Annotated in this window: 19 protein-coding genes; 8 read left to right on the top strand and 11 right to left on the bottom strand. The window is 66.0% G+C overall.

Translation table 11 applies throughout. The features are described from left to right. Positions 1-41: 41 nt before the first annotated feature. Genes ABD104_RS22340 through purB form a run of 5 tightly spaced genes read left to right on the top strand, consistent with a single transcriptional unit; the run spans position 42 to position 4,102 of the window. A complete protein-coding gene (locus ABD104_RS22340; protein ID WP_338619158.1) occupies positions 42-557 on the top strand; it encodes a cysteine dioxygenase family protein in 516 nt (171 codons plus the stop codon). Beyond that, positions 550-1,290: an enoyl-CoA hydratase/isomerase family protein gene (locus tag ABD104_RS22345; RefSeq protein WP_343928223.1), complete on the top strand. Its 741-nt coding sequence runs from the start codon at positions 550-552 to the stop codon at positions 1,288-1,290. The genes ABD104_RS22340 and ABD104_RS22345 overlap by 8 nt, the downstream gene beginning before the upstream one ends. A 49-nt stretch (positions 1,291-1,339) precedes the next feature. Continuing rightward, the gene (locus ABD104_RS22350; protein WP_343928224.1) at positions 1,340-2,311 is read left to right on the top strand and encodes a tripartite tricarboxylate transporter substrate binding protein; all 972 of its coding nucleotides are present in this window, start codon (positions 1,340-1,342) and stop codon (positions 2,309-2,311) included. A gap of 32 nt (positions 2,312-2,343) precedes the next feature. Continuing rightward, complete coding sequence (locus ABD104_RS22355; RefSeq protein ID WP_338618829.1) at positions 2,344-2,688, top strand: carboxymuconolactone decarboxylase family protein; 345 nt, start codon at positions 2,344-2,346, stop codon at positions 2,686-2,688. 55 nt (positions 2,689-2,743) lie between these two features. After that, positions 2,744-4,102 (top strand): adenylosuccinate lyase, encoded by a 1,359-nt coding sequence (gene purB / locus ABD104_RS22360; RefSeq protein WP_132980283.1) that lies wholly within the window; start codon positions 2,744-2,746, stop codon positions 4,100-4,102. Positions 4,103-4,248: 146 nt separating this feature from the next. On the opposite strand, the gene lpdA is transcribed toward purB, so the two are convergent. The 4 genes from lpdA to aceA form a co-directional block, all read right to left on the bottom strand. Next, the gene (gene lpdA / locus ABD104_RS22365) at positions 4,249-5,676 is read right to left on the bottom strand and encodes a dihydrolipoyl dehydrogenase (protein WP_279815071.1); all 1,428 of its coding nucleotides are present in this window, start codon (positions 5,674-5,676) and stop codon (positions 4,249-4,251) included. A 136-nt stretch (positions 5,677-5,812) separates the two neighbouring features. Then, positions 5,813-7,045, bottom strand: a complete 1,233-nt coding sequence (odhB, locus tag ABD104_RS22370) for a 2-oxoglutarate dehydrogenase complex dihydrolipoyllysine-residue succinyltransferase (RefSeq protein WP_343928225.1) — start codon at positions 7,043-7,045, stop codon at positions 5,813-5,815. 97 nt (positions 7,046-7,142) lie between these two features. Beyond that, positions 7,143-10,010, bottom strand: a complete 2,868-nt coding sequence (locus ABD104_RS22375; RefSeq protein ID WP_343928226.1) for a 2-oxoglutarate dehydrogenase E1 component — start codon at positions 10,008-10,010, stop codon at positions 7,143-7,145. A 331-nt stretch (positions 10,011-10,341) separates the two neighbouring features. Then, entirely contained in the window at positions 10,342-11,661 is a 1,320-nt protein-coding gene (gene aceA / locus ABD104_RS22380) for an isocitrate lyase (RefSeq protein WP_087841099.1), read from the bottom strand. Between the two features lie 374 nt (positions 11,662-12,035). On the opposite strand from aceA, the gene ABD104_RS22385 reads away from it, so the two are divergent. Both ABD104_RS22385 and ABD104_RS22390 read left to right on the top strand, forming a co-directional pair. After that, positions 12,036-12,338 carry an ArsR/SmtB family transcription factor gene (locus tag ABD104_RS22385; RefSeq protein WP_207222002.1) on the top strand — a complete coding sequence of 101 codons (303 nt, stop codon included), beginning with the start codon at positions 12,036-12,038 and terminating at the stop codon, positions 12,336-12,338. Continuing rightward, complete coding sequence (locus tag ABD104_RS22390) at positions 12,335-12,871, top strand: rhodanese-like domain-containing protein (RefSeq protein WP_343928227.1); 537 nt, start codon at positions 12,335-12,337, stop codon at positions 12,869-12,871. Before ABD104_RS22385 ends, ABD104_RS22390 begins: the two co-directional genes overlap by 4 nt. A 135-nt stretch (positions 12,872-13,006) precedes the next feature. On the opposite strand, the gene gltA is transcribed toward ABD104_RS22390, so the two are convergent. The 7 genes from gltA to ABD104_RS22425 form a co-directional block, all read right to left on the bottom strand. Further along, positions 13,007-14,317, bottom strand: coding sequence for a citrate synthase (gene gltA, locus ABD104_RS22395; protein ID WP_130358737.1), 1,311 nt, complete (start codon positions 14,315-14,317; stop codon positions 13,007-13,009). 47 nt (positions 14,318-14,364) lie between these two features. Then, positions 14,365-14,625 (bottom strand): FAD assembly factor SdhE, encoded by a 261-nt coding sequence (locus ABD104_RS22400; protein WP_192901812.1) that lies wholly within the window; start codon positions 14,623-14,625, stop codon positions 14,365-14,367. Between the two features lie 7 nt (positions 14,626-14,632). Beyond that, positions 14,633-15,349 (bottom strand): succinate dehydrogenase iron-sulfur subunit, encoded by a 717-nt coding sequence (locus ABD104_RS22405; RefSeq protein ID WP_087841095.1) that lies wholly within the window; start codon positions 15,347-15,349, stop codon positions 14,633-14,635. A gap of 108 nt (positions 15,350-15,457) precedes the next feature. Continuing rightward, positions 15,458-17,236, bottom strand: coding sequence for a succinate dehydrogenase flavoprotein subunit (gene sdhA, locus ABD104_RS22410; RefSeq protein WP_087841094.1), 1,779 nt, complete (start codon positions 17,234-17,236; stop codon positions 15,458-15,460). Positions 17,237-17,239: 3 nt separating this feature from the next. Then, the gene (gene sdhD, locus ABD104_RS22415; RefSeq protein ID WP_087841093.1) at positions 17,240-17,623 is read right to left on the bottom strand and encodes a succinate dehydrogenase, hydrophobic membrane anchor protein; all 384 of its coding nucleotides are present in this window, start codon (positions 17,621-17,623) and stop codon (positions 17,240-17,242) included. Beyond that, positions 17,623-18,036: a succinate dehydrogenase, cytochrome b556 subunit gene (sdhC, locus tag ABD104_RS22420; RefSeq protein ID WP_087841092.1), complete on the bottom strand. Its 414-nt coding sequence runs from the start codon at positions 18,034-18,036 to the stop codon at positions 17,623-17,625. The genes sdhD and sdhC overlap by 1 nt, the downstream gene beginning before the upstream one ends. A gap of 215 nt (positions 18,037-18,251) precedes the next feature. Beyond that, positions 18,252-18,992, bottom strand: a complete 741-nt coding sequence (locus tag ABD104_RS22425) for a GntR family transcriptional regulator (protein WP_207958678.1) — start codon at positions 18,990-18,992, stop codon at positions 18,252-18,254. A 382-nt stretch (positions 18,993-19,374) separates the two neighbouring features. Here ABD104_RS22425 and ABD104_RS22430 point away from each other — a divergent pair, with 382 nt between their 5' ends. After that, positions 19,375-20,361, top strand: a complete 987-nt coding sequence (locus tag ABD104_RS22430) for a malate dehydrogenase (protein ID WP_087841090.1) — start codon at positions 19,375-19,377, stop codon at positions 20,359-20,361. The last annotated feature ends 471 nt before the right edge of the window (positions 20,362-20,832 follow it).

Raw genomic sequence — 20,832 nt, forward strand, 5'->3', positions numbered from 1 at the left:
CGATCCCCCTACCCGGCCGGCTGGCCGCCTTCGTCCGCGGCATGGACGCCGCCCTCGGCACCGCGCCGGACGAGCCTCATGCCGTCGAGGCCTGCGCGGCGTTGCTACGCGAGCTCGTGGCTCATGACGACTGGCTGCCCGGGGACTGCTCGCGTCCGCACCCGGTCCATTATCAGCAATACCTGCTGCACCGGGATCCCGCCGGCCGCTATTCGGTGGTCAGCTTCGTCTGGGGCCCGGGACAGCGCACGCCCATACACGACCATTGCACCTGGGGCGTGATCGGCATGCTGCGCGGCGCCGAATACTCGCGCGCCTATGCCCGCGAAAACGGACGCCTGGTCCCCGCTGCCATCGAAGAGCGCATTGAGCCCGGGCAAACCACTTGCGTGTCCCCGTCCATCGGCGACATCCACCTCGTGCGCAATGCCTACGACGATCGGGTCTCGATCAGCATCCACGTCTACGGTACGGACATCGGCAAGCAGTCCCGCTATGTCTACGACGCCGAGACCGGCGCCGCCAAGTCCTTCGTCTCCGGATACGCCAATGCTTGAAGCCTTGCTCCAGATCGAGACCGATGCCGGCTCGGGCGTGCGCCGCCTCGTGCTCGACCGGCCGGCCTGCGGCAACGCCCTGTCGGCCGCCCTCGTCGCCGCGCTGTCCGAGGCCGTAAACGCCTGCGTCCGGGACGATGTGCGCTGCCTCGTGATCGAGGGCGCGGGCCGTCACTTCTGCACCGGCGTGGACCTGTCGGCCCTGGACCGGGAAACCGACGACTCCCTGCTTGCACGTTTCATCCGCATCGAACTGCTGCTGCAGGCCGTGCACCGGGCTCCCTTCGAAACGGTCGCCGTCGCCCACGGCCGAGTCGCCGGCGCCGGTGCCGACCTCTTCGCCGCCTGCCGGCGCCGGCTCATACGCGACGACGTTTCGTTCGCCTTCCCGGGCGCCGCCGGCTTCGGCCTGGTGCTCGGCACGCGCCGCCTGGCTGCGCTGGTGGGCGGCGACACGGCCCAGGACTGGATACGCTCCGGTCGCTGGATCGACGCCGACGAGGCCTTGGCGGCCGGCCTTGCCCAGGCACGCATCGATGCGGCGCGGAACCGGGATGTGCCTGCCGCGCACGCCCCGGACGCCGGCACCCAGGCCCTGCTGGACCAGGCGATGCGGACGGCGCAGGCCGACGATCCTGACCTTGCGCTGCTGGCCCGCTCGGCCGCCCGGCCAGGGCTCAAGCAACGCATCCAGGAGTACGCCGCGCGCGTGCGCGCGGCCAGGCAGCAGTAATCCCTTCCACCACAAGCGCCCTCGCAGAGGCGCCCGACAGGAGACATCCATGCTTCATCGTCTTGCCGCAGGCGCGGCACTGGTATTGCTGAGCCCGTTGTCCCAGGCGGCTTCCGATACCGCGTCCTTCCCGACCCGCGCGGTCAAGATCGTGGTCGGCTATACGCCCGGCGGCGGCACCGACATGACGGCCCGCCTGCTCGCGCAGCAGCTCGGGGAAAAACTCGGTCAATCCGTGATCGTCGAGAACCGGCCCGGCGCGGGCCAGAACATCGGCGCCACCTACGTTTCCCGGGCCGACCCCGACGGCTATACCCTGTTCCTGAGCTCGTCGGCGCTGGCGATCAACGTCAGCCTGTTCCCCAAGCTCGACTACGACCCCGTCAAGAGTTTCGCGCCCATCGCGGTATTCGGCCAGAGCCCCAACCTGCTCGTGGTCTCCAGCAAGCTGCCGGTCAAGGACGTCAAGCAGCTCGTCGCCTATGGCAAGCAGCATCCGGGGGCGTTGAACTTCTCCTCGTCCGGACACGGCAGCACCCAGCACCTGTCCGCCGAGCTCTTCAAGCTGCGGACAGGCATCTCGGCCACGCACGTTCCCTACAAGGGGTCGGGGCCGTCCATCAACGGCGTGCAGACCGGCGAGGTCCAGTTCACCTTCATCAACATCCCGTCCATGTCCGCGCTGATGGGTAGCGACAAGGTCAAAGTGCTCGGGCTGACCAGCTCGAAGCGGTCCGCCGCCGTGCCCGACATTCCCACGCTGGCGGAGGCCGGCGTGAACGGCATGGACGTGGCCGCCTGGTACGGCCTGCTGGCGCCGGCCGGCACCCCGCCGACCATCGTCAGGCGCCTGAACCAGGCGGTGAACGACGCGCTGGCGGACGAGAAATTCCGCAACCAGCTGATGCAGGCCGGGGTCGAGCCCATGAACAGCACACCGGAATTCTTCGCCTCTTTCCTTGCCGACGACATCGCCCTCTGGAAGAAGGTGATCAGTGCCGCCGGCACCAAGGTCGATTGACACGTCCCCATCCCCATAGACAGGAGCAACACATGTTCGAGAACTGGAAGGAACTGCTGGGCACCCTGCGCCAGTCGTCCAACAAGCTGGGCAACACCAACCCCAAGGTACTGGAGGCCTACCGGGGCCTGAATGCCGCGCTGGGCACCAACGACGCGCTGGATGCCAAGACGCGCGAGCTGATCGCACTGGCCGTGGCCGTCACCACCCGCTGCGACGGCTGCATTTCCTCGCATGCCGCGGCGGCGGTCAAGGCCGGCGCCACCGAAGCCGAAGTCAGCGACGCGCTGGGAACGGCCATCGCGCTGAATGCCGGCGCGGCCTACGTCTATTCGCTGCATGCCATGGAAGCCTTCCAGCAGAACGCCTCCGCGTGAAAGCGGATTGCGCCCGGCATCGCCCATTCACGCCCATCGACAGGAGACAAACCCCATGAGCGCCTACGTCATCGACAGCGCGCTGTTCCGAGACCAGTTCAGCACCGCCGCCACCCGGGCCATTTTCAGCGACGAACAGACCGTCCAGAAATGGCTGGACGTGGAAGCCGCCCTTGCTCGCGTGCAAGCCCGCATGGACATCATTCCCCGGCACGCCGCCGACGAGATCCAGGCCAAGGCCAGGGTGGAGCTCATCGACCTGGCGGAACTGAAGCAGGAAATGGATCGCACCAGCCACCCCATCGTTCCGCTGCTGCGGGCCATGAAGAAAGTGTGCGACGGCGACACCGGGGAATTCATCCACTGGGGCGCGACGACGCAGGACATCGTCGACACCGGCACCATCCTGCAGGTCAAGGAAGCGCTGGAACAGATCGAGGGCAACTACCGCCGGGCGCATGCCCATGTCATCGCGCTGGCCGAGCGGCATCGCGACCAGACCATGGCGGGACGCAGCCACGGCCAGCAGGCCTTGCCCATCACCTTCGGCTTCAAGGCCGCGGTATGGGCGGCCGAGATCGGCCGCAACCTGGAGCGCCTGCGGCAGATGAAGGAACGGGTGCTGGTCGGCCAGTTCTCGGGCGCGGTCGGGACGCTGGCCGCCCTGGGCGACCGCGGCATCGAGGTCCAGGAGGCCCTGTTCAAGGAACTGGGCCTGGCCTGCCCCGAGATCTGCTGGCACGTGGCGCGCGACGGCATCGCCGAACTGGCCTGCGTGCTGGCGATCTGCACCAGCACCGCCGGCAAGATCGCCCACGAGATCTACAGCCTGCAGAAGACCGAGACCGCCGAACTCGAAGAGCCCTTCACCCTGGGCAAGGTGGGCAGCAGCACCATGCCCCACAAGCGCAACCCGCCCGCCTGCGAGGGCATCGTGGCGATCTCGCGCGTCGTCCGCAGCACCGTGGCGCTGGGGCTGGAAGGCATGATGGCCGAGCACGAGCGCGACAAGATCGTGCTCCAGACCGAACGCGAGTTCGTCACCCGCCTGTGCTGCATGGCCGACGCGGCCTTCGCCAAGCTGGCCTACGTCACCGCCGGCCTGACCGTCCGGGGCAACAACATGGAACGCAATCTGTTCGTGCAGAAGGGCCTGCTGCTGTCCGAAGCCGTCATGATGAAGCTGGGCGACCACCTGGGCCGGCAGGAAGCCCACGAGCTGGTCTACGAGATCTGCATGGACGTATTCGAGCGCGGCGGCACGTTCAAGGACGGCCTGCTGGCCAACCCGACCATCGCCCGCCACCTCAAGCCCGAGGACATCGACCGCATGCTGGATCCCCAAGCCTACACCGGCGCCGCCGGCGCCTTCGTCGACCGCGTCGTGGCCGCCCACCGCGGCGCCACGGCCTGACCACCCTTCAAGGCAAAAAAAACGGCCTCACGGCCGTTTTTTCTCAGCATCCCGACTCCAGGGCACAGCGGATCCGGCTCCGCCGGTCCGCCAGTACCGCCCCCTTCAGGGGGCGCCCGAAGGGCGTAGGGGGTGGGCTTCCCTTGTCAGAAATTCAAAGAGCGCTTGTCCACCGCCAGCGCGGCTTCCTTGACCGCCTCGGACAGCGACGGGTGCGCATGGCAGATGCGGGCGATGTCTTCCGACGCCGCGCGGAACTCCATGGCCACCACGCATTCCGAGATCAGTTCGGAGGCCTGCGGGCCGATGATGTGCACGCCCAGGATCTCGTCCGTCTTGGCGTCGGCGATGACCTTGACCATGCCGGTCGTGTCGCCCAGCGCGCGGGCGCGGCCGTTGGCCAGGAACGGGAAGGTTCCGGCCTTGTAGGCGCGGCCTTCGGTCTTGAGCGCCTGCTCGGTCTGGCCCACCCACGAGATCTCGGGCGAGGTGTAGATGACCGACGGAATCGTGTTGAAGTTGACGTGGCCATGCTGGCCGGCGATGCGCTCGGCCACGGCAACGCCCTCTTCCTCGGCCTTGTGCGCCAGCATGGGTCCGCGCACGACGTCGCCGATGGCCCAGACGTTGGGCAGGCCGGTGCGGCAGTCCTCGTCGACCACGACGAAGCCCCGCTCGTCCAGCTTCAGTCCCACGCCTTCGGCGTTCAGGCCCTGGGTATTGGGCACCCGGCCGATGGACACGATCAGCTTGTCGACGACCAGCGACTGCTCGGCGCCGGCGGCGTCGGTGTACTTGACCGTGACGTTCTTGGCGGACGACTTCACGTCGGAGATCTTCACGCCCAGGTTGATCTTCAGGCCCTGCTTGGTCAGGACCTTCAGCGCTTCCTTGGCGATCTGCTCGTCGGCGGCGGGCAGGAAGGTCGGCATGGCTTCCAGGATGGTCACCTCCGAACCCAGGCGGCGCCACACGCTTCCCAGCTCCAGGCCGATCACGCCGGCGCCGATCACGCCCAGGCGCTTGGGCACGGCACCGATGGCCAGCGCGCCGTCGTTGGACAGCACCTGCTTTTCATCGAACGGCAGGTCGGGCAGCGCGCGCGGGCTGGAACCGGTCGCCACGATCACGTGCTTGGCGACGAGTTCTTCCTCGGCCGGGCCGGAAACCTTGATGGACCAGCCGCCGTCGACCTGGCCCGAGAACGCGCCCGTGCCGTGGAAGAAAGTGACCTTGTTCTTCTTGAACAGGAACAGGATGCCGTCGTTGTTCTGCTTGACGACGGTGTCCTTGCGGCTGATCAGCTTGTCCAGGTCCAGGCCCAGGCCCTTGACCTCGATGCCGTGATCGGCAAAGTGATGGCCGGCATGCTCGTAGTACTCGGACGATTGCAGCAGCGCCTTCGAGGGAATGCAGCCCACGTTGGTGCAGGTGCCCCCCGGGGCCGGACCGCCCTTGGCATTGCTCCAGGCGTCGATGCAGGCCACCGACATGCCCAGTTGTGCGGCGCGGATCGCGGCGATGTACCCGCCAGGACCGGCACCGATGACGACGACGTCGAATTGCTTACTCATTTCATTTTTCCAGTTAGAAGGACCCAACTACCCCAAGTGCCAACGCGGGTCTCAACCCAGGGCACCGCCGATCCGGCTCCGCCGGTCGGCCAGTGCCGCCCCCCTGGGGGGGCGCGCGTAAGCGCGTAGGGGGGGATTAAATGTCTAGCAGCAGGCGCTGCGGGTCTTCCAGGGCTTCCTTCATCGCGACCAGGCCCAGCACGGCCTCGCGGCCGTCGATGATGCGGTGGTCGTAGGACATCGCCAGGTAGTTCATCGGGCGGATGACGATCTGGCCGTTCTCCACCACGGCTCGGTCCTTGGTGGCGTGCACGCCCAGGATGGCCGATTGCGGCGGGTTGATGATGGGGGTCGACAGCATCGAGCCGAAGGTACCGCCATTCGAGATCGAGAACGTTCCGCCGGTCAGGTCGTCCAGGCTGAGCTTGCCTTCCTTGGCCTTCTGGCCGAATTCGGCGATCTTCTTCTCGATGTCGGCCAGGCTGAGCTGGTCGGCGTTGCGCAGGATGGGCACCACCAGGCCGCGCGGGCTGCCGACGGCGATGCCGATGTCGAAGTAGCCGTGGTAGACGATGTCCTTGCCGTCGACCGAGGCGTTGATGATGGGATAGCGCTTGAGCGCGGCCACGGCGGCCTTCACGAAGAAGGACATGAAGCCCAGCTTGACGCCGTGTTCCTTCTCGAACTTGTCCTTGTACTTGGCGCGCAGGTCCATCACGGCCTGCATGTTGACCTCGTTGAACGTGGTCAGGATGGCGTTTTCCGCTTGCGATTGCAGCAGGCGCTCGGCCACGCGGGCGCGCAGCCGGCTCATCGGCACGCGCTGCTCGGGACGGCCGTTGACCAGGGTCGCGGCTTCGTTGACGATGGGCGCGGCGGCGGGCTTGGAGGCCGGGGCGGCGGCGGCACCCAGGGCGTCGCCCTTGGTGATGCGGCCACCGCGGCCCGTGCCTTGCACGGACTCGGGGGCGATGCCCTGCTCGGCCAGCAGCTTGGCGGCGGCGGGCGACGGGATCGAGGTGGCAGGCGCGGCAACCGGGGCGGCGGCAGGAGCCGCTGCGGGAGCCGGCGCGGCGGCGGCCGGAGCGGGCGCAGCGGCGGCGGGCGCGGCGGCGGCACCGGCCTTGCCTTCCGTGTCGATCTTGGCGATCACTTCTTCCGAGGTAACGGTGCTGCCGTCGGCCTTGACGATCTCGGCCAGCACGCCGTCGGCGGGGGCCGGCACTTCCAGCACGACCTTGTCGGTCTCGATCTCGATCACGATTTCATCGCGCGAGATGGCTTCGCCCGGCTTCTTCTTCCAGGTCAGCAGCGTGCCTTCCGACACCGATTCAGAAAATTGGGGGACTTTTACGTCGACTATAGCCATGTCAGTTATTCCGCAAGTATGGGGAGTTCTTTCTTGGACCGGCGCCACGCGGCCGGGAGCCGGGGCCGCCTGCAAGCGGCGGTCCCGGACGTAAGGATCACTTGGTCAGCACGATGCCCTTGAGTCGGCCGAAGGCCTGGTCGAGCAGCGCCTTGAGCTGTTCCATGTGCTTGGAGTAGTAGCCGACGGCCGGCGAGGCCGAGGCCGGGCGGCCGGCGTAGGCGAGCTTCTGGCCTTCGCCCATGTTCTCGTACAGGTGATGCTGCACGTAGAACCACGGGCCCTGGTTCTGCGGCTCGTCCTGCACCCAGATCACCTCGGTGGCGTTCGGGTACTTCTTGAGCTCGGCGGCCAGGCTCTTGTGCGGGAACGGATACAGCTGTTCGACACGGGCGATGGCCACGTCGTTGGCGCCGCGCTCCTTGCGGGAGTTGACCAGGTCGTAGTAGACCTTGCCCGAGCAGACCAGCAGGCGCTTGACCTTGGAAGCGTCGATCGTCTCGTCGACTTCGCCGATCAGCGTCTGGAACGACCCCTTGCTCAGGTCGGACAGCGGCGAGGTGGCATCCTTGTTTCGCAGCAGCGACTTGGGCGTGAAGATGACCAGCGGCTTGCGGAACAGGCGGATCATCTGGCGGCGCAGCAGATGGAAGATCTGCGCGGCGGTGGTCGGCTGCACCACTTGCATGTTGGTATCGGCGCACAGTTGCAGGAAGCGCTCGATGCGGCCCGACGAGTGTTCGGGGCCCTGCCCTTCGTAGCCGTGCGGCAGCATCAGCACCAGGCCCGACTGGCGGCCCCACTTGGCTTCGCCCGAGCTGATGAACTGGTCGATCACGACCTGGGCGCCGTTGGCGAAGTCGCCGAACTGGCCTTCCCAGATCACCAGCGAGTTGGGCTCGGCGGTCGAGTAGCCGTACTCGAAGCCCATGACGGCCTCTTCCGACAGCAGCGAATCGATGACGCGGAACGGCGCCTGCGCTTCGGACACGTTCTGCAGCGGCACGTACACGCCCGAATCCCAGCGCTCGCGCTTCTGGTCGTGCAGCACGGCATGGCGGTGGGTGAAGGTGCCCCGGCCCGAATCCTGGCCGGTCAGGCGCACCGGGTAGCCGGCGGCCACCAGGCTGGCGAAGGCCAGGTGCTCGCCCATGCCCCAGTCCAGGTTCATTTCACCGCGCGCCATGGCGCGGCGGTCGGCCAGGACCTTCTCGACGATGGGGTGGACCTTGAAGCCTTCCGGCACCGTCGTGATGCGCTCGCCCAGGCGCTTGAGCTCGGCCTGCGGCATGGCGGTGTCGGCGGCGTCCGTCCACTTGCGGCCCAGGAAGGGCGACCAGTCGACGGCGTACTTGTTCTTGTAGTCGGTCAGGACGGGATCGACCGTGTGGCGGCCTTCGTCCATGGCGGCGCGGAAGCGCTTGACGTATTCATCGCCCTCGTCCGGGCCGATCACGCCCTGCACCGCCAGCTTGTCGGCGTACAGCTTGCGGGTGCCGGGGTGCTGGCCGATGCGCTTGTACATCAGCGGCTGGGTCAGCGCGGGCGTGTCCTGCTCGTTGTGGCCCAGCTTGCGGAAGCAGACGATGTCGACCACGATGTCCTTCTGGAACTCGACGCGGAAGTCCAGGGCCAGGCGGGTGGCGAACACGACGGCTTCGGGATCGTCGCCGTTCACGTGCAGCACCGGCGCCTCGATCATCTTGACCACGTCGGTGCAATACAGCGTGGAGCGGGTGTCGCGCGGATCGGAGGTGGTGAAGCCGATCTGGTTGTTGATGACCAGGTGCACCGTGCCGCCCGTGCCGTAGCCGCGGGTCTGCGCGAGGTTCAGGGTTTCCATGACGACACCCTGGCCGATGAAGGCCGCGTCGCCGTGGACCAGCACGGGCAGCACCTGCTTGCCGCCTTCCATGCCGCGGCGCTCCTGGCGCGCACGGGCGCTGCCCTCGACCACGGGGTTGACGATTTCCAGGTGCGACGGGTTGAACGCCAGCGACACGTGGACGGGACCGCCGCGGGTCGAGATGTCGCTCGAGAAGCCCTTGTGGTACTTCACGTCGCCGGCAGCCAGGCCGCCGTCGTCATACTTGCCTTCGAATTCGGCGAACAGGTCCTTGGGCATCTTGCCCAGCGTGTTCACCAGCACGTTCAGGCGGCCGCGGTGGGCCATGCCCAGCACCACTTCCTGGATGCCGCATTCGCCGGCATGCTGGATCAGCTCGTCGATGGCCGCGATGAAGCTTTCGCCGCCTTCCAGCGAGAAGCGCTTCTGGCCGACGTACTTGGTGTGCAGGTAGCGTTCCAGGCCTTCGGCGGCGGTCAGGCGGTCCAGCACGTGCTTCTTCTGCTCGGCCGTCAGGCTGGGCGTGGCTTGCGTGCTTTCCAGGCGTTGCTGGATCCAGCGCTTGATGACCGGGTCGGACACGTGCATGAACTCGACGCCGATGCTGCGGCAGTACGTGTCGCGCAGCGCCTTCACGATCTCGCGCAGCGTCATGTGCTCGGCGGTCGTGAAGTAGGTGTTGGTGGCGGAGTAGACCTTGTCCATGTCCGCTTCGGTCAGGCCGTAGAAGCTCGGCTCCAGCTCGGGGATGGCCGGGCGCTCCTGGCGCTGCAGCGGGTCGAGATCGGCCCAGCGCGCGCCGAGATAGCGGTAGGCGGCGATGATGGACTGGACGTGGACCTGCTTGCCCGCGACAGACAGGTCGCTTTCGGCGGTACGCGGCAGGAAGGCATTGGCGCGCGCGCGCTGGGCAAAGGATTCGATGACCGGCGCATGGGCCTGGTCGCGGGTGGATTCCTGGCCGTCAACCGCCGGCGTGTGCTGCAACTGGTCGAAGTAATTGCGCCAGTTGTCGGGAACGGAACCCGGATTGTCGAGGTAGGCCTCGTAGAGTTCTTCCACGTACGGCGCATTACCCCCGAACAGATACGAGGTGCTGGATTCTTGGATGCTGGACATGATTTGCGCTTCACCTTGCCGGGTGTTTCACCCGTTCGATGCAGGACGGACCTTCCGCGACACGGCTTGGCCGATTAGCGGATAGCTAGTGCAGAAGGCGGTTGATGGAACCTTTCGGTTGGAAGGAATTAAATCAATAAACCTGTAAAGCATAGCACTTAGGGACTTCCCTCGCTCGGAAAAGCCAGGCGAGTGTGGCGGTTTGAACGACAGCCACTGTACTGGATGACCCCGCGCATGTCCTTAAGTTCCGGTGCTGCAACGCAGCGCCTGTCCGCTCCCGATGCGGTGCATGCACCACACCGGGAGCGCCATCACGCCCTCTTCACGCTCACGCCACTTTCTGCTCGGCATGCTCCTCGAATTGCTCGGCCTCGGTCGAGCCGTGCAGCGCGGTGGTGGACGACCGCCCGCCCTCCACCGCCTGCGTCACCGCGTCGAAATAGCCGGTGCCGACCTCGCGCTGGTGCTTGACCGCAGTGAAGCCGCGCTCGGCTGCCGCGAACTCCTTCTGCTGCAGGGCAACGAACGCCGTCATCTGCTCGCGGGCATAACCGTAGGCCAGGTCGAACATGCCGTAGTTCAGCGCATGGAAACCGGCCAGCGTGATGAACTGGAACTTGTAGCCCATGGCGCCCAGTTCGCGCTGGAACCTGGCGATCGTGGCGTCGTCCAGGTTCTTCTTCCAGTTGAACGACGGCGAGCAGTTGTAGGCCAGCAGCTTGCCCGGATACCGGCTGTGAATGGCCTCGGCGAAGCGGCGCGCGTAGTCCAGGTTGGGGGTCGAGGTCTCGCACCAGATCAGGTCGGCATACGCCGCATAAGCCAATCCGCGGGAGATGGCCTGGTCGATGCCCGCCCGCGTGCGGAAGAAGCCTTCGACCGTGCGCTCGCCGGTAATGAACGGCCGGTCGTTCTCATCGACGTCGCTGGTGATCAGGTCGGCCGCGTCGGCGTCCGTGCGGGCCAGCAGCAGCGTCGGCACGCCCAGCGTGTCGGCGGCCAGGCGCGCGGCGATCAGCTTGGAGACGGCTTCGCGCGTGGGCACCAGGACCTTGCCGCCCATGTGGCCGCACTTCTTGACCGAAGCCAGCTGGTCCTCGAAATGCACGCCGGAGGCGCCCGCGTCGATCATGGCCTTCATCAGCTCGAAGGCGTTCAGGACGCCCCCGAAGCCGGCCTCGGCATCGGCCACGATGGGTGCGAAATAATCGATGTAATCCGGGGTGCCCGGCCGGCCGCCCTCCATCCACTGGACCTGGTCGCAGCGCTGCAAGGCGTTGTTGATGCGGCGCACGACCGACGGGACGGAGTTGGCCGGATACAGGGACTGGTCGGGATACATCTCGCCCGCCAAGTTGGCGTCGCCCGCGACCTGCCAGCCGGACAGGTAGATGGCGCGCAGCCCGGCCTTGACCTGCTGCATGGCCTGGTTGCCCGTCATCGCGCCCAGCGAATTGACGAAAGGCTCCTCGTTCAGCATCTTCCAGAGCTTCTCGGCGCCACGGCGGGCCAGGGTGTGCTCGGGCTGCACCGAGCCCCGCAGCGCCACGACGCGTTCGGCGTCGTAGCCCCGGCGCAGGCCCTTCCAGCGCGGGTTCTCGCGCCACTCCTGCTCCAGCTTCTCGATTTCGGCGTTGCGTTGTGACATGAATGTCTCCTTCAAGGGTAGGGAACGACGGTTGGAAATCCTGGCGGCCGCGGTGCCGGGTAAGAAACAATCTATAGATATGCTGCAACGCAATCAATCTTTCTTCTCTTGTATAAGAATTATTTTTTATTTAATAAAATCAATAACTTAAAATTTAAATTCCATGATGAGAAACAAAAAACCGGCCTATGAAAGCCGGTTTTTTTGCGAAGCAACGATTGGCTTCGCGCGATTTTGCGATGTGCGGGATCGAACCAAGATACGAGAATTGGCCATCTTGATGGACAATTTCCGCCCATTTATTTAGAATTATCTAAATTAGATTTTACTAATTAATCAAGACCATGCCCTCATCCCCGGAAGACAAACGCTTCATGCAAGAAGGAGCCGCCCAGGCCGCGGCGCTGCTGCGCTCGGTAGGCAACGAATCCCGGCTGCTGGTGCTGTGCCTGCTGATCGAACACGGCGAGCTCACCGTGGGCGAACTGCTGGCCCAGGTGCCGCTCAGCCAGTCCGCGCTGTCCCAGCACCTGGCCAGGATGCGCGACGAAGGCCTGGTCTCGTTCCGCAGGACGTCCCAGACCCTGCACTACCGCATCGCCAACCCCGACGTGGCGCGGCTGATCGCCACGCTCAAGGCGATCTTCTGCCCCCCTTCCAAGGACAGCACATCATGACGCCCCGCCTGCTTACCCCCCACGCCGCCTCCGCCCTGCTCGACCAGGGCGCCCTGCTGGTCGACATCCGCGATGCCGACGAACACGCGCGGGAACGCATCCCGGGCGCGCGCCACATACCGCTTGCCCGGCTGGCCGACGCCGGGCCGCTGGCGGCCCCCGGCACGTCCATCGTCTTTCACTGCCGATCCGGCAACCGCACGCGCATGCATGCGCAGGCGCTGGCCGCCCAAGCCCCTGGCGACGCCTGCATCCTGGAAGGCGGACTCGATGCCTGGAAACGCGCCGGCCTGCCCGTGGTGCGGGATCGCTCCCAGCCGCTGGAACTCCAGCGGCAGGTCCAGATCGTTGCCGGCACGCTGGTCGTGCTGGGCGTGGTCCTGGGCGTGACGATCAGTCCCTGGTTCCAGTTGGTGTCCGGGCTGGTCGGTGGCGGGCTGGTATTCGCCGGGCTGTCCGGCTTCTGCGGCCTGGCCCGTGTGCTGGCCAGGCTGCCGTGGAACCGGCGCGGCCTGGCCGCCCGAAGCCTCTGACCCGCGGCGATGCCCCCCCCCAAGGGGGCACTCTTTCCTCTTGGGACGGGCCCGGCGATGAAAAAAACCCGCCTGCAAGCAGGCGGGTTTCGGGGAAGGACCTCGCTCGCCGGCGGCAAGCCGCCGGCCAAGGGATCAGCGCTTGCCCAGGTCCGGCACGTCGCGCGCGGGCGAACCGGTGAACAGCTGGCGGGGACGGCCGATCTTGTAGTCGGGATCGGAGATCATTTCGTCCCACTGCGCGATCCAGCCCACGGTGCGGGCCAGCGCGAAGATGGCCGTGAACAGCTGGGTCGGGATGCCGATGGCGCGCTGGACGATACCCGAATAGAAATCGACGTTCGGGTACAGCTTGCGCTGGACGAAGTAGTCGTCTTCCAGGGCGATCTTTTCCAGGGCCATGGCCAGCTTGAACAGCGGGTCGTCCTGCAGGCCCATGGCTTCCAGCACTTCGCGGCAGGTTTCCTGCATCAGCTTGGCGCGGGGGTCGTAGTTCTTGTAGACGCGGTGGCCGAAGCCCATCAGGCGCACGCCCGAATCCTTGTCCTTGACCTTGGCGACGAACTCGCCCAGCTTGTCGACGCCGCCGGCGGCCAGCAGGTCTTCCAGCATCTGCAGCGCCGCTTCGTTGGCGCCGCCGTGGGCCGGGCCCCACAGGCAAGCCACGCCCGCCGCGATGGCCGCGAACGGGTTTGTGCCCGACGAACCGCACAGGCGCACGGTCGAGGTCGAGGCGTTCTGCTCGTGGTCGGCGTGCAGGATGAAGATGCGGTCGAGCGCGCGCTCGATGACCGGGTTCACGACGTACTCCTCGCACGGCGTGGCGAACATCATGCGCAGGAAGTTGCCGGTGTAGGACAGGTCGTTCTTCGGATAGACGTAGGGCTGGCCGACCGAGTACTTGTAGGCCATGGCCACCAGCGTGGGCATCTTGGCGATCAGGCGGATGGCCGAGATCTCGCGGTGCTTGGGCTGGGTGATGTCGATCGAGTCGTGGTAGAACGCCGACAGCGCGCCGACCAGGCCGGTCAGCACGGCCATCGGGTGGGCGTCGCGGCGGAAGCCGCGCAGGAAGAACTGCAGCTGCTCGTTGACCATGGTGTGATGGGTCACCAGGTGCTCGAAGTCAGCCTTCTGCTTGGCGTTGGGCAGTTCGCCGTTCAGGATCAGGTAGCTGGTTTCCAGGAAGTCGCACTTGACCGCCAGTTGCTCGATCGGATAGCCACGGTACAGCAGCTCGCCCTTGTCGCCGTCGATGTAGGTGATGCTGGACGAGCAAGCGGCCGTCGACATGAAACCAGGATCGAGGGTGAACATCCCGGTTTGCGCGTACAGCTTGCGGATATCCACGACCGACGGGCCGATCGTGCCTTCATAAACCGGAAACTCGGCACCCTGGCTCCCATCGGAGAAGGTCAGGGTCGCTTTCTTGTCGGACAGTTTCATCGGATGTTCCTCTTCCATCAAAATCAATTCACATGGACTCCGGCCGCTCACACCGAGCGCAGCCGCTTCAGCAAGTCCCGCATGGCTGGCGTAGCAAGGTCTCCCTCGGGTTCCTTGCGAGCCAACAGATAGTCCATCAGCTCGTTGTCGGACAGCTCGAGCAACCGGGTCAGCTCCGCCACGTCGGCGTCGGTAAGCCGGGATTCGTACGCATCCAGGAAACGCGTCAGTATCAGGTCGTTCTCGAGCAGTCCACGCCGGGCGCGCCAGCGCAGGCGCGTCCGGTCATGCAGGGAAAACTCCGGCACCACGGCGTCAGATCGCCCGCCGGGCCATCATTTCCTTGATCTTGCCTATTGCCCGGGTGGGGTTCAGCCCCTTGGGACAGACATCGACGCAGTTCATGATGGTGTGGCAACGGAACAAACGGTATGGATCCTCGAGGTTATCCAAACGTTCCCCGGTCGCTTCGTCGCGGCTGTCCGCCAGGAAGCGGTATGCCTGCAGCAGCCCGGCCGGACCCACGAACTTGTCGGGGTTCCACCAGAACGACGGGCACGACGTCGAGCAGCAAGCACACAGAATACACTCATACAGGCCGTCCAGCTCTTCGCGGGCCTCCGGCGACTGCAGGCGCTCCTTCTCGGGCGGCGGCGTGTCGTTGATCAGGAACGGCTTGACCGAGTGGTACTGGTTGAAGAAGTGGGTCATGTCCACGATCAGGTCGCGGATGACCGGCAGGCCGGGCAGCGGCTTGAGCACGATGGGCTGCTTCAGGTCGAGCAGGTTGGTCGTGCACGACAGGCCGTTCTTGCCGTTGATGTTCATGGCGTCGGACCCGCACACGCCCTCGCGGCACGAGCGGCGGAAGGACAGGCTGTCGTCGACGTCGTTCTTGATGCGCACCAGCGCGTCAAGCAGCATCTTGTCGTTCGGGCCCAGCTCGACCTCGAGCTTCTGCATGTAGGGACGCTCGTCCTTGTCGGGGTCGTAGCGGTAGATTTCGAACTTCACAACACGTTTAGCACTCATCAGAGCACTCCAAAAAAGTTGGGGTCCTCACCCTGGGCGCCGCGGATCCGGCTTTGCCGGTCCGCCAGCGCCGCCCCCTGGGGGGCGCGCGTCAGCGCGTAGGGGGGGTTAAAAAGTCCTAGCTTTGGGCGGGAAGCTGTCGACGGTCAGCGGCTTCATCGTCACGGGCTTGTAGTCCAGGCGGTTGCCTTCGGAGTACCACAGCGAGTGGCGCAGCCAGTTCTGGTCGTCGCGCTCGGGGAAGTCGCTGTGCGCATGGGCGCCGCGGCTCTCGTTGCGAGCCGCGGCCGACACGATGGTCGCCTTCGCCACTTCGATCAGGTTCTCCAGCTCCAGCGCTTCCACGCGTGCCATGTTGAAGACCTTGGAATGGTCCTGGAAGGCCACGCTCTTGGCACGCTCGGCCAGTTCCAGGATCTGCCCCACGCCCTCGTCCAGCAGCGCCTGGGTGCGGAACACGCCGCAGTGGCGCTGCATGGAGTTGCGGATGTCGTTGGCGACGTCCTGCACGCGCTCGCCCTGCTTGCGGCTTTCCATCGCGTCGACGCGGCCCAGCGTGAAGTCGGCGGCGTCGCCCGGCAGGGCCTTGTGGCTGCGGCGCTTCAGATCGGCGCCGACGATGTGGTTGCCGGCCGCGCGGCCGAACACCACCAGGTCGAGCAGCGAGTTCGTGCCCAGGCGGTTGGCACCGTGCACCGACACGCACGCGCACTCGCCGATGGCGTACAGGCCGTTGACCACGGCATTGGGATTGCCGTCCTTGGGCACGACCACCTGGCCGTGGTAGTTGGTCGGGATGCCGCCCATCTGGTAGTGGATGGTCGGAACGACCGGGATCGGTTCCTTGATGGGATCGACGTTCGCGAACTTGATCGCGATCTCGCGGATCGACGGCAGGCGCTTGTTGATGGTCTCGGCGCCCAGGTGGTCGAGCTTGAGCAGCACGTAGTCGCCGTTGGGGCCGGCACCGCGGCCTTCCTTGATTTCCTGGTCCATCGAGCGCGAGACGAAGTCGCGCGGCGCCAGGTCCTTCAGCGTGGGCGCGTAGCGCTCCATGAAGCGTTCGCCATCCTTGTTCAGCAGGATGCCGCCCTCGCCGCGCACGCCTTCGGTGATCAGCACGCCGGCACCGGCCACGCCGGTGGGATGGAATTGCCAGAACTCCATGTCTTCCAGCGGCAGGCCCGCGCGCGCCGCCATGCCCAGGCCGTCGCCGGTGTTGATGAAGGCGTTGGTCGAGGCGGCCCAGATCCGGCCCGCGCCGCCCGTGGCCAGCACGGTGGTCTTGGCTTCGAAGATGTAGATCTCGCCGGTTTCCATTTCCAGCGCGGTCACGCCCACCACGTCGCCCTCGGCGTCACGGATGAGGTCCAGCGCCATCCATTCGACGAAGAACTGGGTACGGGCGGCGACGTTGCGCTGGTAGAGGGTGTGCAGCAGCGCGTGGCCGGTCCGGTCGGCGGCGGCACAGGCGCGCTGCACCGGCTTTTCGCCGAAGTTGGCGGTATGGCCGCCGAACGGACGCTGGTAGATCGTGCCGTTGGGGTTGCGGTCGAACGGCATGCCGAAGTGCTCGAGCTCGTAGACCGCGTTGGTGGCCTCGCGGCACATGAATTCGATGGCGTCCTGGTCGCCCAGCCAGTCCGACCCCTTGACGGTGTCGTACATGTGCCAGAACCAGTTGTCCTCACTCATGTTGCCCAGCGAGGCGCCGATGCCGCCCTGCGCCGCGACGGTGTGCGAACGGGTCGGGAACACCTTGGAGAAGACGGCGACGCTCAGGCCGGCCTGGGCCAGCTGCAGCGAGCAACGCATGCCGGATCCACCGGCGCCGACGACCACCACATCGAACTGGCGGCGCGGAAGAGAAGATTTAACGGCGGCCACGACTTAGATTCTCCACAGAATTTGAGCGGCATAGACGACGGAGCCGACCAGCCACAGAACGGTCAGGACTTGCAGCGCCAGGCGGATGCCCGTCGGCTTGACGTAGTCCATCCAGATGTCACGCACGCCGATCCAGGCGTGATAGGCAAGCGACAGGAAGGCCAGCATGGCCAGCAGCTTGCCCAGGGGGAAGCTGAGCACTTCGAAATTGAACAGGCGCACCCAGTTTTCGTAGGTAAATTCCGGAGTGACCAGCGCGCCGATGCCCAGCACCAGCGTGTAGACGACCAGGATGACGGCGGTGATGCGCTGGAGGATCCAGTCCTTCACGCCGTAGTGCGCGCCGACGACCAGGCGCTTGGGACCGATATTTTGCGGGGCCGACATCAGAATACTCCGAACAGTTTCAAACCGAAGACGACGGTCAGCGCCAGGCTGACGACCAGCACGATGCCCGCGGTGCGCTGGGCGGTGTGCTTTTCCAGTCCCTTGTGCAGATCCAGCGCCAGGAACCGGATGCCCGCACAGAAATGATGCAGGTACGCCCAGATCAGGCCCAGCAGGACGATCTTGACCAGGGGATGGGAAACGAAATCGTGGAACTGCGCGAAGCCGATCTCAGAAATCAGGCTGCGCTCGAACAGCGGCAACAGCACCAGCGGCAGCGCCAGGAACAACGCGAAGCCGGAAACGCGGTGCAGGATCGACACCTTGCCGGCCAGCGGCAGCCGGTAGCGCGCGATCTGCGTGATATTGATGTTTCTGAACTGTGGGCGGGGTTTTGCGGCAGAGTCGGACATCACGACCTCGGGTAAAGTAAGCGAACCATGAAAAAAACCATTGTTGCGAGACTGGGCGTCAGGAGTCGTCTAGGAAAACCGGGCCGGCAGGCCAGGCTCTCGTCGGGGTTCCAGGAGCCGGCGTCGCAAAGCCGCCCGAAAGCCGCCGAGTAAGGCAAACCCTGCTATTTTCGCCCATTCAGCGCCACCGTATCAAATCGTGTCCCAAAACGGCATCAATTGAGGCTGTTCCGGTAGTGGTAGCGCGAAGTCAGATACAGCCCACGGCGCATCTCGACCGGGCGATCGCCGTAGGTGAACGAGATCCGCTCCACCTGCAGCAGAGGCGTTCCCGCCTCGATATCCAACAGCTCGGCCTCCGGCTCTCCGGCCGGGACCGCGCGGATCTTCTCGTCGGCGCGGATCATCCGCACGCCGAACTCGCTTTCGAACAGGCCGTACATCGGGCCCTTGTATTCGGCCAGGCGTTCGGCCGTCAGCCCCCTGAACAGGGAACCCGGCAGCCAGATCTCGTCGATGACGGTGGGGACCTCGCCGAATGACAGCACACGGCGTACCAGCACCACGCTGTCGCCCGCGCGCAGCTCGAGCGCCTTGGCCACCTCGGCTGGCGCGCGCAGGCGGCGGCACTCCAGGAAGCGGCTGCGCGAGCGGGCGTGCTGCCCGTCGTCGGGCGCCAGGCGCAGGAAGCGGAACCGGACGCGGTCCTCGTGATGGGTGGCGACGAAGGTGCCCTTGCCCTGCCGGCGCAGCAGGATGTTGTCGGCGGCCAGTTCGTCGATGGCCTTGCGCACCGTGCCCTGGCTGACCTTGAAGCGGGCAGCCAGGTCCAGCTCGCTGGGGATGGCCTCGCCCGGCTTCCATTCGCCGCGATCCAGGCTTTGCAGGATCAGGCCCTTGATTTGCCTGTATAAAGGACTGAATGCCGCGCCCGGGGCACCCGGCTCCGGGGCCATGGCCGGGCCAGCCGTCGCGGGCGCGTCGGTCGAGGCGGACAGGCAGGGCGGATGGGGCTTGAACGGCATGGCCGGGATTGTGTCACAGCGTAACCCGCGATGTCCAACCAAACCCGTAAAAAATCTTATGTCTTATATAAAACATAAGATATGTTTATTGACGCTCAACGGCGATTTTCCTACACTCCCACGATCATGCCGACCCACGCTTGCCGCGCCGCCCGCAGCACCCTGGCGCCCAGCCGCCCTGGCCTGGCCTGGCCGTGGCCGTCGATCTCCCGTCCCCGGTTCTCCATCGTGTATCGCGCCGTGCCCTTCCCTCGCGGAGTTACACTGCGCGTCGCGTCATTCTCACTCACCCCCATCCTCTTCGGAGACTCATATGACCAAGCCCGCAATGCGCGTCGCCGTCACCGGCGCCGCCGGCCAGATCGGCTACGCCCTGTTGTTCCGCATCGCTTCCGGCGAAATGCTCGGCAAGGACCAGCCGGTCATCCTGCAGCTGCTGGAAATCCCCGATGAAAAGGCGCAGAAAGCGCTCAAGGGCGTCATCATGGAGCTCGAGGACTGCGCCTTCCCGCTGCTGCAGGAAGTCACCGCCCACAGCGACCCCATGACCGCCTTCAAGGACGCCGACGTGGCCCTGCTGGTGGGCGCGCGCCCCCGCGGCCCCGGCATGGAGCGCAAGGACCTGCTGACCGTCAACGCGCAGATCTTCACGGCCCAGGGCAAGGCCCTGAACGCCGTCGCCAGCCGCAACGTCAAGGTGCTGGTCGTGGGCAACCCCGCCAACACCAACGCCTACATCGCGATGAAGTCGGCCCCGGACCTGCCCGCCCGCAACTTCACCGCCATGCTGCGCCTGGACCACAACCGCGCCCTGTCGCAACTGGCCGCCAAGGCCGGCTGCGCCGTCGGCGACATCGAGAAGCTCATCGTCTGGGGCAACCACTCGCCCACGATGTACCCCGACTACCGCTTCGCCACCCTGGCCGGCAAGCCCGCCCTGTCGGTGGTCAATGACGACGAGTGGAACCGCAACGTGTTCATCCCCACCGTCGGCAAGCGCGGCGCCGCCATCATCGACGCCCGCGGCCTGTCCTCCGCCGCCTCCGCCGCCAACGCCGCCATCGACCACGTCCGCGACTGGATCCTGGGCAGCAACGGCAAGTGGGTCACGATGGGCGTTCCGTCGGACGGCTCGTACGGCATCCCCGAAGGCATCATCTACGGCGTTCCCGTCATCACGAAGAACGGCGAATACGCGGTCGTCAAGGACCTCGAGATCGACGCCTTCTCGCGCGAGCGCATGGACCTGACGCTGAAGGAACTGACCGAAGAGCGCGACGGCGTCAAGCACCTGCTGTAAGGGAAGCCCACCCCCCTACGCCCTTCGGGCGCCCCCTCAAGGGGGCGATGCGGGTGGACCGGCAAAGCCGGATCCACCGCATCCTGGGGTAACACCGGGCTGGCGTAGAACGGCGTTCTTTTGGCCCGGCAAGGAAGCACGCGAGTACGATATCGTCTCGCGTGCTTTTTTTCGCCCCCCTACCCCTGCGGCGCGACAATATTCGCTGCCGCAGGCCGTGTCCGGGGCGGGCCTGAGGCGGGGCGCATTCGGCGCCGCCGTCGTCGGCAGGCTTGGCGGGGAAGCAAGGGCGCAGCTGTTCGAGCGCGGCAGTAGGGACAGTCCGGGGGACTGTCCCCGCGCGAGTTCTGCGACCGCCCCGCCAAGCCTGCCGACGACGGGAAGTCCCGCGCAGCGGGACCGGCGTCGCTGCGCCCCGCCTCAGGCCCGCCCCGGACACGGCCGTCTCAAGAACTCAGACAGAACATCGCA

It is taken from the genome of Pigmentiphaga daeguensis, assembly GCF_039523035.1.
In the GTDB taxonomy this organism is placed as follows: domain Bacteria; phylum Pseudomonadota; class Gammaproteobacteria; order Burkholderiales; family Burkholderiaceae_B; genus Pigmentiphaga; species Pigmentiphaga daeguensis.